This is a genomic window from Planktothrix rubescens CCAP 1459/22 (assembly GCA_904830895.1).
GTDB classification, from domain to species: Bacteria; Cyanobacteriota; Cyanobacteriia; order Cyanobacteriales; family Microcoleaceae; genus Planktothrix; species Planktothrix agardhii.
In genome coordinates, this window is record LR882958.1 from 4708447 (window position 1) to 4724226 (window position 15780).

Here is a 15780-nt window from a genome sequence, read left to right on the forward strand (position 1 = left end):
TGCTTTTCTAAACCTCAAAAATCAAGTCAACTAAACTTTTTAAATCAGGTACTTCTAAATCTGGTTGAGCGATCGCAGCTTTCGTTGCTCCTCCTCCGGGTTGTCCCTGACGACGATTAACCCAAACTGTTGTTAATCCTAAACTATTTGCTGTGGCAATATCATGGAAAATACTTTGAGCAACGTGCAGCAACTTATCAGAAGAAAGCCCCGTTTTATTTAAGGCAAATTGAAAATTATGGGCAGAAGGTTTATAGGATTGAGCTTGTTGTGCTGTAATAATATGATCAAATTCTATTTGTAGATGTTGGTTAGTTTGGGCAAATAAATTATCATCAATATTAGAAATAATCACTAATTTATATTTTTGTTTTAAGGCTTTTAGGGCTGCTATCGTATCAGGAAAGGGTTGCCAATCTTGAATTGAATTGGCTAAACTTTCTAATTCCGTGGGAGTCGGAGAAAACCCTAAACGTTCTCCGAACTTCTGCACCACATCCCGCAAAATTTGCCGATAGGTTTTATATTCTCCACTTTGGGCTTCCGGTTCTAGGATAGCAAATAATTCAAGTAACTGTTGATTACTCATCTCAATTCCATGGGCATTAACTAATTGTTGTAAAACCGGAGTAATTCCGTTTTCCCAATCAATTAAAGTGCCATAGCAATCAAAACTCAAGGCTTCAAACTGATTAAATTCAATCATAATTTTTCTAAAACCCATTCGTAATTCGTAATTCCCTATTACCCATTACCCGTAACCGATAACCCTTCAAGAATAATAGAAGGAGTATAACAGGAACCATTCCAAGAGGCATCACCTCCTAATTCTATAACTTGTTTGAGGGCGGTGTAAACATTTCCGGCGACCATTGTATTTTTCACCCGTCCGACAATTTCGCCTTTTTCGACTCGATATCCTAAATCCACATTAATCGAAAAATCCCCACTAATTCCCGCACTTTCTCCTAACATTTGATCGATAATTAAACCTCGATCTAAACTTTTAATTAACTCAGCTAAGGAACTTTTTCCAGGTTGTACTAAAAGATTAAATAAACCAGGAGTGGGATAACTACCTAAATGGGTTCTAAATCCGTTTCCGGTTGTACCACTTCCCAGGGTGCGACCTGTGGTTAAGTCAGTATAAAATAGTTTTAAAACTCCGTTTTCAATAAAAGTAATGGGACGGGTGGGGATACCTTCATCATCAAAGGGACAACTAAATGGCCCAGCATCGGGTTCTTGAGATATAGTTAAGACTGGAGACAGGACGGGGGTATTCAAGCGATCGCTCCAAGGAGAAGCCCCCTCTAAGACCTGTTTACCATTCAAAGCGGCATCTAGGGTTCCCCAGAGCATATCGGCAGCTTTAGCGGTAAATAACACCGGAATCCGACCTACCGGAGACGGCACGTTATTTTTAGCCCAATTTAACCGCATTAAAATCCGTTCGGCGAGTAACGTAGGATCGAGAAAATCCCGTTGAGTTTGGCCATCGGAAACCGCTAAAAAATCATCTCCCCGTACCCATTCGGTTTCCATATAGCCACTGAGGGTGGTGTCGGTGTGGCTACATTCAAGTCCCCTGGAATTAATCAAGCGAATTGATTCGACTTCGCAATCCCATTCGGCTGTACAGAGGACGTCAGGATAGGCAGCCCGAATTAATTCAATCGCCTGTTTCCCCCAACTGATCAATTGTTCAACGGGTACAGTTTCCCCAATATCGGCATAGGTGGATTGGGCCTTAGATTCAGTTAATTCAATGGTTTCTGGCTGATTTAGGGTACTTAAAGCCAGCGCCCGGGTAACTAATTTTTCCGGTTCCACTGGCCCATAGGCAACGGCTAAACCCGGACGTCCATCTCGCCAAAGTCGCAGGGTTGTCCCTTCCGATTGGCTACTTTCTATTTGCTTGAGTCGATTGGCTTCAAAAAAAATCGGCTTGGATAGGGATTGAGATTGAAACACTTCCGCAGCCTCAGCGCCCGATGCGGCAGCTAACTCTAATAGCTGTTCGGCTGATTGGTCGTAGGTCATGGATAGTAGTGATGGCATGGCGTCATCGTTCATCGTACCCTGATCGGTGATCGGTGATTTATTTTTAGAAATAAAGCCCTCGGCGATTGAAATCGCGGCTACACAAACGATGTCGGCCTTCGCGGACTTATATGGTATGTGGGTAGGAAAAATCTGCCCCAGAATCTTCAACCCGCGTCGGCGGGTTTTGTTTGTGTAGATGCGGTTTCAACCGCCTTTAATTTGATGTGATCTATCTTTCCCTATAGAGTAGAAATAAAGCCCTCGGCGATTGAAATCGCGGCTACACAAACGATGTCCGCCTGCGCGGACTTATATGGTATGTGGGTAGGAAAAATCTGCCCCAGAATCTTCAACCCGCGTCGGCGGGTTTTGTTTGTGTAGATGCGGTTTCAACCGCCTTTAATTTCATGCTATGGTTTTTATAACTATTACCTGTATTATCCCCCTAGCTCTGATTAAAACTTCTTTAAATCAATAAATCTAAATGAAATTGACACAAACCCCTTTAAATACCTTTTCTATTACAACACCTCTTTATTATGTCAATGATGTTCCTCACATTGGCAGCGCTTATACAACCATAGCTGCTGATGCGATCGCTCGATTTCAAAGACTCCAAGGAAAATCAGTTCTTCTGATTACGGGAACCGATGAACACGGTCAAAAAATTCAACGCACAGCAGAGGAATTAGGTCGTTTTCCCCAGGATCATTGTGATCAAATTGCCTCTAGTTTTGCCTCCCTGTGGGAACATTTTGATATTCAGTATGATCGCTTTAGTCGCACCACTGCACCCCGTCACGAAGCCATTGTTAAAGAGTTTTTTCAACGGGTTTGGGATAAAGGAGATATCTACCTCAGCCAACAGCAAGGTTGGTATTGTGTCGCCTGTGAAGAATACAAAGAAGAACGGGAATTAGCACCTGGAAAATTATGCCCCATTCATACTAATAAAGTGGTAGAATGGAGGGATGAGCAGAACTATTTTTTCCGGTTATCTAATTATCAGAAACATTTAGAAATCTTATATCAAGAGCATCCTGAGTTTATTCAGCCAGAAAGTCGGCGTAACGAAGTCATGAACTTCGTGAAGCAAGGACTACAGGATTTTTCGATTTCTCGCGTTAATATTGACTGGGGATTTCCCATTCCTACCGATCCGAGTCATACGATTTATGTTTGGTTTGATGCCTTATTGGGATATGTAACTGCTTTGCTTGACCCCGAAGATGAACCCACCTTAGACAATGCTTTATCGAAATGGTGGCCGATTAATTTGCATCTGATTGGTAAGGATATTTTAAGGTTCCACGCCATTTATTGGCCAGCAATGTTGATGTCCGCAGGTTTATCTCTACCCGGTCGTATCTTTGGACACGGTTTTTTAACCAAAGATGGGAAGAAGATGGGCAAAAGCTTAGGGAATACTCTTGATCCCGTGGCTTTAGTCAATCAATATGGTTCCGATGCTATTCGCTTTTATTTTTTGAAAGAGATAGAATTTGGACAGGATGGTGATTATAGTCAGACTCGGTTTATTCATACCGTTAATGCTAACTTAGCTAATGACTTAGGAAACTTACTCAACCGGACGCTGAAAATGGCGCATAAATATTTTAATGGTTGTGTTCCTAATGTTAAGAGTCAGGATATCCCCCAAGAAGATGGGCTCAAATCCGTCGGTCTAACCTTAACGGATACAGTAACTCAAGGTTATGATTCCCTCGCTTTTAGCGAAGTTTGCCAGGCTATTTTCAGCTTAATCCAGGCTGGGAACAAATACATTGATGAGAAAGCTCCTTGGAGTCTTTATAAACAAGGAAAACAAGAAGCGCTCGCTCAAGTTCTGTACTCGGTTTTAGAATCAGTTCGGTTATCATCTTATCTTTTGTCCCCGATTATTCCGAATATTAGCACTCGGATTTATCAACAACTGGGATATACTATTGACTTTAATGACCAGACTATAATCACAACATCACTGTCCTTTGATATCCATGGGGTTTGGGGCGCTTTACCCGCCAATCAACCCATACAGGAAGGACAACCCGTGTTTAGACGCTTGGAGGATTTAGAGGAGGTGTCATCCTAAATTCAACCCCGTTTTAATGATAGCCTGGTTTAACATAAAACATCAATTTCAATTGGTTTACCTTACTCACACTCAAATCATTTTTTTCATAAAAAAGAGGTATAAAAATGTTCAATCATCTCACCACTGGAGAACTGTTTACTCCTGAACAAGTTCTGGAAAACAGGGGCCGGGTTGCTATCTTTATTGATGGTTCTAATCTATTTTATGCAGCTTTGCAACTGGGAATTGAAATTGATTACAGCAAATTATTGTGTCGTTTAACCGCCGGATCTAGGTTGTTACGCTCCTTTTTCTATACGGGAGTCGATCGGACTAATGAGAAGCAACAGGGCTTTTTATTGTGGATGCGACGGAATGGCTATCGGGTGATTTCTAAAGATTTAGTTCAACTTCCTGATGGGTCTAAAAAAGCCAATTTGGATGTAGAAATCGCCGTTGATATGATGGCCTTAGTAGGTTCCTATGACACGGCGGTTTTAGTCAGTGGCGATGGAGATTTAGCCTATGCGGTGGACTCCGTGAGTTATCGCGGTGTGCGGGTAGAAGTAGTGAGTTTGCGAGCGATGACCAGTGATAGTTTAATTAATGTCGCCGATCGCTATATTGATTTAGAAATGATCAAAGAAGAAATCCAAAAAACCCCCCGTAGTCCCAGCTATAGCTATCGTCCCCTATCGGGAATTAGTTTAATTGATGGACAAATAATTGAGGAGCATTCCTAGAAAAACAAACAGAGTAAAAGCTGGCTTAGGCTGGTTTTTACTCCATTTATTTCTGAAGTTCTGAATTCCTAAATTATTAAAATTAGATGCGGTTGTTACTGGTTTGGGTAATTATTTTAGTCGGAATTTATGCTTGCGCTCCCAAAAATGTTGAACCGACCTCAAAGGATTCTAAATCTAAGCCTTCTGAAGAATTTGAACGGACATTAACTTTAGATGATGTCACCTTAGAACAGGCGGATGAGCAGGGAAAATTGTTATGGAAAATTAAAGCCAAGCAGGTCAGTTATAGTAAAGACAAAAAAATGGCAACGGTGAAAAATCCCGTGGGTGAGTTATATGATGAAGGAAAATTACTGTATAAAATTAGAGCCGATCAAGGAGAATTTGAACAAAATAGCAGACGTATTTTTTTACGCAATAATATTGTAGCTACCGATCCAAATACGGGTCTAGTTTTGAAGGGAAAAGAACTAGAATGGATTGTCCAACAGTATATTATTGTAGTGCGAAATGGAGTCACCGGAGATCATGCTCAATTGCAAGCGGTGGCTCGGGAAGTTCAGGTATTTTATCGCCAAAAACGAGTAGAATTTTGGGATAAAGCCACTGTGAGCGCCAAAGATCCGGTTGTTAAGTTACAAAGTGATCATATTATTTGGCAAATGGAACCGCAACTTTTAACCAGTAATATGAAAACCGAAATTGAACGCTATCAAAATCAAACTATTACAGACCGAGGGGTGGCGGAAACCGCAGAAATGAATTTAAAAACTAAAATTGGTATTCTAAAAAAGAATGCTCAAATCGCTTTATCTCAACCACCTTTACAAATTTCTAGTCAGGAATTACAATGGAATTATGAGAAACAAACGATTAGTTCTCCCCAGTTTATTACCATTATTGAACGAGAGCAGCAAGTAACTTTAACCGCAAATCAAGGATGGGGAGATTTAAAAAATAATATCTTTTATTTAACTGGGAATGTAGTCGGAATTGGTCAAAAACGTCAAGTCCAATTAAATGCTAATGCAGTGAATTGGGATATTATTCAACAGTCTTTTTCCGCCGAAGGAAACGTCGTCTACCGTCAAATTGATCCCCCGTTTAGTTTGATGGGAGAAAAAGCCGTAGGACGGTTTGAAAATGATACAATTGTGGTTAGTGGAGGGAATACGGGAACCCCTGTAGTTACGGAAATTATCCCTGAATAGTGATACTAGAAAACAGAAAAAACCCCGGAAGAAAAGCGTTCACCCTCCGGGTTTGAATATCAGTTAAACTTAACGATTTTCCTGATCCGCCGGATCACCGTAGGGGTCTTCGCTGGCGGGGCGAACATTCCGAAACCGTTCTTCATCCGCCGGATCACCGTAGGGATCTTCGCTGGCGGGGCGGACATTCCGAAACCGTTCTTCATCCGCCGGATCACCGTAGCGATCTTCACTGGCGGGAGAAACTCGTTGATTTTCATTATTATCATGCTGCTGTTGATCAGGGTTTAAAATAGAATCAGCTATTTTTCTTAAAAAATTGTCAACCATGATTTTTTTCCTTTTTATATGACTTTAATTTGTGATTTTTAACGGGTAGGGGGGACAGAATTTTGAACGACATCATTGATATTTAAACCCGTAGATCGGCCGTTATATCCCTCAAAATCTTGATAGGGTTTAGCTTGTTCTTCTAGAACCTGAATACCTTCGGCTGGGGGAGTTACCCAATGGGCTCGACCTTCCGCATCTCGATAATAAACACGACCATTTTTAGATAAATAATATTGACCCTGTGCCCCCTGTTCCGTTCGATCTTTGTGTTGGTTATAGATGTAGTAAAGAGCCGCTGCTCCCACTAAAACCGCAACTTTCTGACCATTAGAGAATCCTTGTTTTGCTTGGGGTTGTTGAGGAGGTGGAGGCGCAACGGCTCCCCCCCTGGTATCATCCACCGGAGGCGGGGGATTACTATAGCTTTTAGAACCGCCACAACTACTTAAAACCGGAATCATTAACAACCCCGACATTAATAACGCCATCGGTTGTGCAAATTTATGACGTTTTTGAGGGGATGATATTTGCATTGTGCCTCCTATTTTCTAGGCGAAACAGGATATATAATCAAAACAGTTTTTGATCTATTTTTACCCTCTTATTTTAAATTAATTAATTTAACTAAACATCTAACTATGGAGATAGAAATAAAAAATATTCAGCCATTAGGACTATATAATTATGCTGAGATTCTATTTAATTTATTAGGGCTAAATTCGCCAAGATGTATAAGTACCTAAACAAAATTAATTACACATCCTCTACCCTGTTCCCTCCCCCCCTAGCCCTGCGTGCACGGGGGGTTTGGGGGGGCTGTTCCCTCTCTCAACTAGGTAATTTATTTTGTGCAACTACTTAATAGGTAAGGTTTACCCTAAAATCCTTCTGGTTTCTGCAAACGGCATCAAATATTAGTGTCAAGATAAAACCAGGCTCGACTTAACAACTCGTGAAAGTCAGATCCCATTCGTTCACAATTATTCCTGTAATCCAGCTTGTTGTAAAGCTGACTCTAAAAGAGGTTGGAGTTTAAGGATTTCAGCCCATTGATTCAGATAGTTAAAATCAAGACGTTCTCCTTGGACTTTTAAAACCCCTAAGACATCTCTCCACTGTTTTTGAGACTCCGTAGCCGAAAGTTTATACCAAGACAACTTTTGTAGAATAATATCTTCAGATGAATAGATATAAATTCCGGTTTCGGAATCATCAATCCTATAAATTTGACGACGACTCATTTTAGAAAGAGAAAAACCATCATCTCCAATTACAAAAATATCGACTTTTTCCATTGATTTTAAATGAATAATATTAAATGATCTTCTCTGATTAATAGCCTCTATAACAGCAGATTCACTAATATAAAAATCTTCTGTCAATGCTTGAATAAGTTGCGGTGCTTGTGACAGTGAAATACTAATCACTAAATCTAGGTCTTGTGTTGAACGGCTTTCTCCTAAAAGAGAACTCGCCACAGAATCCCCCACCAAATAGGGAATATTTAAAGTTTCAAACAGCGCAGCTATTCGACAGGCTAATTCTAAGGGATCTAAAATCATCCATTTCTCCTCTATCTCGGATTCTATTATTTTTAACCCTAAAATTGTAATCCATTCTTGACCTAAACGCCTTCTAATTAATTCTTGACGAACCCAAGACAAACAACTATTAGGATACTGATTTTTGATGCCAATTAGTATTAATTTTCGAGTGAATTGATTGAAGTGGCGAACTCGTTGAGCTTTCTGTTGGGGTGTAAGTTCTCGCAACAGTTTAAACATCAGCACATCTGCATCAATGCTGGTGTCTTCTGACTGGGGAGTATATCCAAGTTTGACTGTAGCAACTGGAATAGATGGCATAGAAATTGGCAGGTTTGATGGCTAAAATATATGATTTTTATTGTTCTCTTGTTGCTCTTGTTGCTAGGTTCTACCTGGCAATACTTTTTGCAGGCTCCGCCTGCTTTAAAATGGAGGCGGAGCCTCCGCAAGTGTGTCCCCTGGTAGAACCAGGGAACGAGAGTGTGAGGGTATTTAAGGTTATTTAAGGTTAGGAAATTTCTCGAACTTTCGCTTCTCCGTTGATAACTTCACCGACAAGAATGATATCAGCAACCCCCACAAATAAACCATTATCTAAAACCCCAGGAATATTGTTGATTTCTTTTTCTAATTCGGCGGGATTTTCCAGCAGATCAAACTTAACATCAATCACCAAATTTCCTTCATCTGTAACCACTGGCCCCGCTTTTTTGACTCCCATTCTTAGGGTCGGTTTTCCCCCTAATTTTTCCAGGGCTTTCATCACTGGAGTCATCGCCATCGGAATCACTTCAACGGGTAATAAAAAGGTTGATCCGAGTCGATCAACCAGTTTAGAATTATCGACAACCACAATAAAAACTTCTGCCAAACTATCAACAATTTTCTCACGGGTATGGGCAGCCCCACCTCCTTTAATTAAGTTTTTGTTGGGATCAACTTCATCGGCACCATCAATGGCAATATCAATGTGATCCACTTCGTCTAATGTGGTTAATGGAATGCCATATTGTTTGGCTAATACTGTGGCTTGAAAGGAGGTAGGAATGCCTTTAATATCTTTGAGTTCTCCACTTTGGAGCCGTTCTCCAATATACTGAATCGCGTAGGCTGTGGTGGAACCAGTTCCGAGTCCAACAATCGTTCCCGATTGTACTCGATCAGCGGCGGCTTTGCCCACATACTGTTTCATTAATGTTACGGGATCTGGTTGGCTCATTTTAATTTATCCTCAATAAAGGGTTGTTTTAGATGGGAGTCAAGTCTAATTTAACCACAAAGACACAACCAACACAAAGAAGTTATAAACACTAACCGACTGATTGATATACTGATTAACGTGGGCATTTGATTCGTAATTGGAGAGTAAATTGTGAGTTTAGATTCGGTTTCTTCCCTATTAAAACAAGGGATTCAGCTTAAAGAATTGGGGAATTTAGAAGCTGCAATTCATATATTTCAGCAGGCTTTAGCCATGGATTCCCAAGACGCAGAAGTTTATAAAAGACTGGCGGAAGTTTATATTTTAATCGGTAAGGAAGAAGACGGAATTAACTATTTACATCAAGCCCTAAATTTACAACCGGATTTGGCTTCTGCGTATTTGGTTGTGGGAAATGCTCTTTATGTTCAATCTCGGTTAGATTTAGCGATTTTAGCCTATACCCAAGCTCTGGAAATACAACCTAATTTTACAGAAGCTCATGCTAATTTGGGCAGTATTTATTTTATCAAAGAACGTTTAGATGAAGCACTTTCCTGTTATCAAATAGCACTAAAAATTAATCCAAATCAAGGGTTAATTTATTGGATGACGGGAAATTTACTCACAAAACAGGAGAAAATAGAACTAGCAATTAATTATTATCAAAAAGCCGTAGACTTACAACCGAATAAAGAAATATTTTATTTAAAACTAGCTGAAAATTTAGTTAAAGTAAATCAAGTTAATCAGGCAATTGATTGTTATAAAAAAGCAATTAAACTTAATCCCAAACAAGCCTTTACCCATCAGGAACTAAACCGACTACTGCAATTAAAGTTTCAAGAGTCTGGCGAGGTTGAACGCGAGAATCCAGGGTTTTATGAAGGGGGAGTTGAACTGGCAAATGCTGGACTAGAAACTCAATTTCAATCTCGATCTGAATCCAATATTGAAACTGCCTTAGTTGCGTCTGGAAATCAACAGTTTTTAGTGAACACTCCCCCAGAAAAAGATAGTGAAAATTTAGAAGTTAAACACTACAAACAACAAGCTGAAGTTCTCATGAGTCAAGGGTTTTATGAACAAGCTCTTGTCAGTTGTCATCAAGCCTTAAAATTACAACCGGATTATTTACCCGCCTATTTAACCCTGGGCAATATTCTGCAATTCCAAGGCAAAATAGAATCGGCTTTACGGGCTTATTTTCAAGCCTTAGAACTGCGACCTAATTTTGCAGAAATTCATGCTAATATTGGCACTATGTTGTTTAAAATGCAACAGTGGGAACAGGCAATTTCGAGTTATGAAAAAGCATTAGAACTTAATCCTAATTTAGCGGCAGTTTACTGGAATTTAGGCAAGGTTTTTCAAACCGTGGGTCGGGTTGATGAATCTATTACAGCTTGGCAAAAAGCCCTAGAATTACAACCGAATTTAGTTGAAGCGGAATTTAACTTTGAATTTGGTAATAGTTTAGCCCGTCGCAGTCTTTGGGATGAAGCTGCTAAAAATTATCAACGGGCGATCGCTTTAAAACCTCAGTGGGCAGAAGTTTATGCTAATCTAGGGAGTGTGCGATCGCAACAAGGACAAGAACAAGAGGCTATTCAATATTATCAAAAAGCGATTGAACTTAAACCGGATTTACCTCAACCCTATCTCTATCTCGGTCATATTTTCTCAAATAAAGGGGAATCGGAACAGGCTATTTATCATTATCAACAATCAATTAAACTTAAACCAGATTCTATTGATAGTTATGCCAATATTGCGAATATTTATGCTAAAATTGGTAAGGTAGAAGCCGCAATTCAAAACTTTGAACAAGCCTTAGCTTTACAACCGGATTGGGCTGAACTTCATTGTCGATTAGCCCATATTCGCAAACATGATCAACCCTCAGAAGCCCTAATTAATTTAGAAAAAGCAATTGAGCTTAAACCGGATTTTGTCGAAGCCTATCAACAATTGTGTGATTTACTCAGCCATTCCACAAATTTAGCCAAAGCTCGAGAAATGTCGGATTTATATTGTCAAAAATGTGGGGATAAAGTTCCGGTTTTATCAGCAATTGCCTATATTTTTGCCTATAGTCAATCGGGGGCTTGTCAACAGGCGCTAGAAAAACTCATAGAATTAGAAAAAATCTGTTACCAAGATCCCGATAAATTAGAGGTTTCAGAAGTAATTATTCTCTATGAAATTCTCCTATTTACGGTTTCCCACCTGCGGGATGATGTGGAAGCCAACGCCAAATTATATCGCTTAATTGCCCAACAATATGCTAAACATCGCTTCAGTGGTGTCCCCTCGCCTCAGTATGCCTTGATACCTGAAAAAACGAGTTTGAAACCCCTGAGAATTGGTTTGATTTCTAAACACTTCCGACGGCATTCTGTGGGCTGGTGTAGTGAGAACTTAATTAAAGAATTGTCCCTAATTTCCCCCCATATTTATATTTATGTCACCGGACAGTTACCAACGGATGAAGTTACCCAAAGATTTGAACAAATAGCGGCGAAATTTTACTGGCCAAAATCCTTTCCGAATGGGTTTGGTTCGCCGGAGGAATTAACTACAGAAATCCTCAAAGATCGATTAGATATTTTAGTTGATTTGGACTCTATGACCGTGCCTACAAATGTTCAGATATTATATCGTAGACCTGCCCCGGTTTGTGTATCTTGGTTAGGGTTTGATGCGCCTTATGTTTCCGGTGATAACTATTTCTTCTGTGATCAATATAGCCATCCCCAAGGAATTGAAAAACATTACCTAGAAAAGTTAATCCGTTTACCCCATACTTCCGTGGCTTTAGAACCTTTTAAAAGCCGTCCAGTGGATAGAAATGCTGTGAGAAAGGGTTTAAATATTCAGCCGGATCAAATAGTTTATTTATGTGTAGCACCCGGACGAAAAACTAACCTAGAAATGATTCAAGCTCAGGTTAAAATTCTTCAAGGAGTTCCCAATAGTGTATTACTCAGGAAAGGTCAAGGGGATAATAACTTAATTCGAGAACTTTATCACCAAGTTTGTGTTGAACAGAATGTTGATCAAGGTCGAGTAATTTTTATTGGGTTAACCAAAACCGAAGAAGAACATCGAGCGATTTATTATGTGGCGGATGCCCTATTAGACTCCTATCCCTATAATGGAGGAACCCATAATTTAGAGGCTCTATCGGCTAATTTACCCATTATTACTCGGGCTGGGGAACAATATTTATCTCGCATGGGTTACTCGTTTTTAAAGGCCGTTAATCTCGATATTGGTGCGGCTTGGACTTGGGAAGAATATACACAATTAGGGATTAAATTAGGGTTAGATGCTAATTTACGCGATCAAATTAAATCCCATTTAATTCAATCTCAAAACCCAAATTCCTTAGCTCCGTTATGGAATCCTAAAAAGTTGGCAAGGGAAATGTATGATATTTTTGAGAAACTTTATCGGGAATAGACAATAGTTTTTAGAAACTTATGGAATAGCAAAACAAGGATGTTGTAACAAGCAAAATTAAAGTCATTGATAATTGATGACCGTTAAAAATTTATCAACGGTTAAAATCTGACAAGAAAAATTATCTGCAAGGCAGAGTAAATCATTATCACCTGTGACCAAATAATCAGCTTCACCAACAACAGCTAACAGCAAAAAAGCGATATCAAACGGATCTCGACATTCAGGAACTACAGGCAAAGTATCGGGGATCAACACAGTGTCACAAAACGGCAAATAGTCTGACAGCAAATCTTCCTGCTCCGAGTTTGTGAGTTTAAACTTTGGGTAAGTCAGCACCCTAACTAACTCTGCAATCGTAACTTGAGATGTTAAAGGAATAAAGCGATTATCCTGCCAAGCAAGGCGCAATCTGGATAATTTGCCCCCAAATACTAAGGCTGACAAAACTAAATTTGTATCAATTACTACTCGTGGACACTCAATCATCACTAACGCGCCCACTCGACAGCATCATTAATATCCTGTTGATTCAGATTCAAAGTTGCTAATTTAGCCCGTACAGCATCAGCCCCCTGAATTTTTACCGGAGTCAAAATAATTTGTCCACCTTCTACCTTAACTTCAAAATATTCGGCCTCCCCGATGGCTTGAGTTATACTTTTAGGTAGAGTAAGCTGATTTTCAGTAGTCAACTTAGCAAGCATAGTAATATTCTTAATTATTTACTATTTATTATCTGTTATTCATGCTCAATTGTCAATATTCGTAATTCATAATTACCTATTACCTATAGCAATCCTAAATGATTTTCTATATATAAGTATACTGATGAATTTTGGGAAAATCAAATTTATGTTCCTTAGTAAAAAACTCGAACAAAAATTTGATAATCTTAAACGACCTGCATAAATACCAATACTTCCTCAAAAAGTTTTTCGCTTGTAACCAAATATCTTCAACCGGATTTTGTTGCGGAGCATTAGGAGCAAATAAAATACAAGTAATTAAAAAATCATCAGGTTCTTTATCACCATTTATTTCTGATAAAAATTCTCTAAATTCTCCAAATCTATGATAGCTCGCTCCATCCCAAATTAAGATAATTCTCTTGTTTTTATATTGGTTTTGTAAGTATTTTATAAATTCAATTGTTGATTTTCCATCCCCAGATGGGTAACTTTTAACATGGAATCTTTTGCTTTGATAATTCAGTGCTCCAAAATAAGTTTGTCGCTCTTTTTCATTGGTAATTGGAACTTCAATTCTTAGATTTGATTGACCCCAAACGTAGCCATTAACATCTCCATGAAGTAGATGACATTCATCTAAAAAAAATACTATTACTTCCCCCGATTCTATGCCAGCCTTTTGTTTTGATAACATCTCATTAATTTCTTCTCTCTTTTTTTTTACTTGCTCTTCGTTAAATTTTGGATTCACCTTTTGAGACTTCTTCCAACTAATATTTGCCTGGTCAAAAAGTTTATAGTAGCTTTGTTTCGATTTATATATTACCCCAAATTCTTGATCCACATAAGTAACTAATTCATCTAAATCCCAATACTTTTTATTCTTTAACCACTCAATTACTTCTGTTTTTTCTTGAATACTTAAATACCCTTTTGAGCCTTTATATCCTAGTTTTAATCCAGCGATTCCTTTGACTTTAAAAACTTTTTTCCAATGCCCAACAAAAAATTCGCTTACACCTAAAATTTGGCTGATTTCACGGTAAATTTTACCGGTGAGTGCCATCCTGACAGCTATTGCTCGTTTTAGTTCTCTTGCCGAAAGATTACTCTCAATTAAAATTTCTAATTCAGCTATTTCTTTGTTCCGCTCTTTTTCTGCCTGTTGTAAGTCATTCATAATTTTTATTGTCATAATCAAGTAGTGTATATCATTATATCATGCTCTTGATAATGATTTAGGACTGCTATAGTGCGCCCACAATTTGTCATACAAAGGGGGTAATCAATAAGTAGTTACACAAAATAAATTACCTAGTTGAGAGAGGGAACAGCCCCCCAAACCCCCCGTGCACGGGGGCTTGGGGGGGAGGGAACAGGGTGGAGGATGTGTAATTAATTTTGTTTAGGTACTTAGTAATCTCAGGGGAATTTGTCTGTTTTTTTGGTTTGCTGGGATAGTGATTGGTCATAGCTAATTTAATCTAATTAATGGGGTTTTTCTCCAGAGAATAAAAGATAATCGTCAAATGCCATAAACCACCCCCTATTTCTCGACCAAACTTCAATTCCTGGGTTATCTTTTTGCAGATCAATAACTAAATCATGTTTGCTAATTCCCTGACTAACTTGGGCAAAATAATGAACCATTGCTGGCCAAACATATTCGCTAATCGGGATAGCTTGGATATTAACAAATCCATGTTTTTTCATTTTTTCTACATAAGTATGCCGATCATATTGATTAACAAAAGGAATGCACATTTTATTACTATTAACCTTTAGCCAAAAGTTAATTTCTCGTCCCTCTCTAGGCAAACAATCTGCTAAAGCCAGCTTTCCACCAGGGCGCAAAACTCGAAATGCTTCGGCAAAAAAATCCTCACGAGTATCAAAATGAAAAGCACATTCTAAGGCCGTAACTTTATCAAAAGAGTTATCAGAAAAAGGGATTTTTGTAGCCGAGCCTACCTGAAGATTTATTCTATCAGCTAATCCCATTTTAGCAACTCTTTCTTGAGCAATTTCTACTTGTAGCTCCGTTGTATTTAGTCCAATAATTGAATCAACCTGATTTTCCCGCACCCAAAGTAAATCTTGTTCAGCAAAACCAAATCCGACGTCTAAAACTTGATCTCCAGCTTGAAGTTCTGCTATTTCTCCTAATTTACGAGCTAAAGCGGTGCAAGCACCATTATAAGTAGTTTCTTCTTTCCAATAGCCAAAATTTAGCCATTGGGGAATATTGGGATCATGAAGATCGGGATCTCGTTTGGCTATATTAGTATAAAGTTCAGATACCAGAAATTTGTCTTGTAAAAAAGAGATTTCCTTAATTGGATGCTGAATAAATTCTTTGATGATGATCCAGCGATTACGCCATTCATCTTTTAAGGGAATTTTGCCGATATTTTCCAAATCAATATTCTCCTTTACTTTAGTTCTTTTATTTTAACAGCAATAGA

At 38.8% G+C, this 15780-nt stretch carries 14 protein-coding genes; 4 read left to right on the forward strand and 10 right to left on the reverse strand.

What is annotated here, in order from left to right:
• Window positions 1-7: 7 nt before the first annotated feature.
• A complete protein-coding gene (locus tag NMG86_RS21505; RefSeq protein ID WP_026796473.1) occupies window positions 8-706 on the reverse strand; it encodes a haloacid dehalogenase type II in 699 nt (232 codons plus the stop codon).
• A 38-nt stretch (window positions 707-744) separates the two neighbouring features.
• Window positions 745-2043: a TldD/PmbA family protein gene (locus NMG86_RS21510; RefSeq protein WP_026796474.1), complete on the reverse strand. Its 1299-nt coding sequence runs from the start codon at window positions 2041-2043 to the stop codon at window positions 745-747.
• A 487-nt stretch (window positions 2044-2530) separates the two neighbouring features.
• On the opposite strand from NMG86_RS21510, the gene metG reads away from it, so the two are divergent.
• The 3 genes from metG (at window position 2531) to lptC (ending at window position 6077) form a co-directional block, all read left to right on the forward strand.
• A complete protein-coding gene (gene metG / locus NMG86_RS21515) occupies window positions 2531-4138 on the forward strand; it encodes a methionine--tRNA ligase (protein ID WP_026796475.1) in 1608 nt (535 codons plus the stop codon).
• Between the two features lie 107 nt (window positions 4139-4245).
• Window positions 4246-4863 (forward strand): LabA-like NYN domain-containing protein, encoded by a 618-nt coding sequence (locus NMG86_RS21520; protein WP_026795546.1) that lies wholly within the window; start codon window positions 4246-4248, stop codon window positions 4861-4863.
• Window positions 4864-4949: 86 nt separating this feature from the next.
• Complete coding sequence (gene lptC / locus NMG86_RS21525) at window positions 4950-6077, forward strand: LPS export ABC transporter periplasmic protein LptC (RefSeq protein WP_043939030.1); 1128 nt, start codon at window positions 4950-4952, stop codon at window positions 6075-6077.
• Window positions 6078-6146: 69 nt separating this feature from the next.
• Here the strand turns inward: lptC and NMG86_RS21530 are convergent, their stop codons facing one another.
• The 4 genes from NMG86_RS21530 to rpiA form a co-directional block, all read right to left on the reverse strand.
• Window positions 6147-6407 (reverse strand): hypothetical protein, encoded by a 261-nt coding sequence (locus NMG86_RS21530; RefSeq protein ID WP_026787613.1) that lies wholly within the window; start codon window positions 6405-6407, stop codon window positions 6147-6149.
• Between the two features lie 38 nt (window positions 6408-6445).
• Window positions 6446-6943, reverse strand: a complete 498-nt coding sequence (locus NMG86_RS21535; RefSeq protein ID WP_026787614.1) for a hypothetical protein — start codon at window positions 6941-6943, stop codon at window positions 6446-6448.
• 447 nt (window positions 6944-7390) lie between these two features.
• Window positions 7391-8275 carry a hypothetical protein gene (locus NMG86_RS21540; RefSeq protein WP_043937719.1) on the reverse strand — a complete coding sequence of 295 codons (885 nt, stop codon included), beginning with the start codon at window positions 8273-8275 and terminating at the stop codon, window positions 7391-7393.
• A gap of 190 nt (window positions 8276-8465) precedes the next feature.
• Complete coding sequence (gene rpiA / locus NMG86_RS21545) at window positions 8466-9176, reverse strand: ribose-5-phosphate isomerase RpiA (RefSeq protein WP_026787616.1); 711 nt, start codon at window positions 9174-9176, stop codon at window positions 8466-8468.
• A 153-nt stretch (window positions 9177-9329) separates the two neighbouring features.
• Between rpiA and NMG86_RS21550 the strand changes: the two genes are divergently transcribed.
• The gene (locus NMG86_RS21550) at window positions 9330-12623 is read left to right on the forward strand and encodes a tetratricopeptide repeat protein (RefSeq protein ID WP_026796476.1); all 3294 of its coding nucleotides are present in this window, start codon (window positions 9330-9332) and stop codon (window positions 12621-12623) included.
• Window positions 12624-12686: 63 nt separating this feature from the next.
• Here NMG86_RS21550 and NMG86_RS21555 read toward each other — a convergent pair whose 3' ends face one another.
• The 4 genes from NMG86_RS21555 to NMG86_RS21570 all read right to left on the reverse strand — a co-directional run bounded on the left by NMG86_RS21555 (window position 12687) and on the right by NMG86_RS21570 (window position 15733).
• A complete protein-coding gene (locus NMG86_RS21555) occupies window positions 12687-13112 on the reverse strand; it encodes a putative toxin-antitoxin system toxin component, PIN family (RefSeq protein WP_026787618.1) in 426 nt (141 codons plus the stop codon).
• A gap of 2 nt (window positions 13113-13114) precedes the next feature.
• Entirely contained in the window at window positions 13115-13330 is a 216-nt protein-coding gene (locus NMG86_RS21560) for an AbrB/MazE/SpoVT family DNA-binding domain-containing protein (protein ID WP_026787619.1), read from the reverse strand.
• 106 nt (window positions 13331-13436) lie between these two features.
• Entirely contained in the window at window positions 13437-14495 is a 1059-nt protein-coding gene (locus NMG86_RS21565; RefSeq protein ID WP_042152127.1) for an IS630 family transposase, read from the reverse strand.
• A gap of 308 nt (window positions 14496-14803) precedes the next feature.
• A complete protein-coding gene (locus NMG86_RS21570; RefSeq protein ID WP_026787620.1) occupies window positions 14804-15733 on the reverse strand; it encodes a class I SAM-dependent methyltransferase in 930 nt (309 codons plus the stop codon).
• Window positions 15734-15780 lie beyond the last annotated feature (47 nt).

Bases quoted from the DNA above. Each gene is read 5' to 3' on its own strand.
- metG (WP_026796475.1), top strand. From the start codon at position 2,531: ATGAAATTGACACAAACCCCTTTAAATACCTTTTCTATTACAACACCT.
- NMG86_RS21565 (WP_042152127.1), bottom strand. From the start codon at position 14,495: ATGAATGACTTACAACAGGCAGAAAAAGAGCGGAACAAAGAAATAGCT.
- NMG86_RS21510 (WP_026796474.1), bottom strand. From the start codon at position 2,043: ATGACCTACGACCAATCAGCCGAACAGCTATTAGAGTTAGCTGCCGCA.
- NMG86_RS21530 (WP_026787613.1), bottom strand. From the start codon at position 6,407: ATGGTTGACAATTTTTTAAGAAAAATAGCTGATTCTATTTTAAACCCT.
- NMG86_RS21520 (WP_026795546.1), top strand. From the start codon at position 4,246: ATGTTCAATCATCTCACCACTGGAGAACTGTTTACTCCTGAACAAGTT.
- NMG86_RS21555 (WP_026787618.1), bottom strand. From the start codon at position 13,112: ATGATTGAGTGTCCACGAGTAGTAATTGATACAAATTTAGTTTTGTCA.
- lptC (WP_043939030.1), top strand. From the start codon at position 4,950: ATGCGGTTGTTACTGGTTTGGGTAATTATTTTAGTCGGAATTTATGCT.
- NMG86_RS21505 (WP_026796473.1), bottom strand. From the start codon at position 706: ATGATTGAATTTAATCAGTTTGAAGCCTTGAGTTTTGATTGCTATGGC.
- NMG86_RS21535 (WP_026787614.1), bottom strand. From the start codon at position 6,943: ATGCAAATATCATCCCCTCAAAAACGTCATAAATTTGCACAACCGATG.
- rpiA (WP_026787616.1), bottom strand. From the start codon at position 9,176: ATGAGCCAACCAGATCCCGTAACATTAATGAAACAGTATGTGGGCAAA.
- NMG86_RS21540 (WP_043937719.1), bottom strand. From the start codon at position 8,275: ATGCCATCTATTCCAGTTGCTACAGTCAAACTTGGATATACTCCCCAG.
- NMG86_RS21560 (WP_026787619.1), bottom strand. From the start codon at position 13,330: ATGCTTGCTAAGTTGACTACTGAAAATCAGCTTACTCTACCTAAAAGT.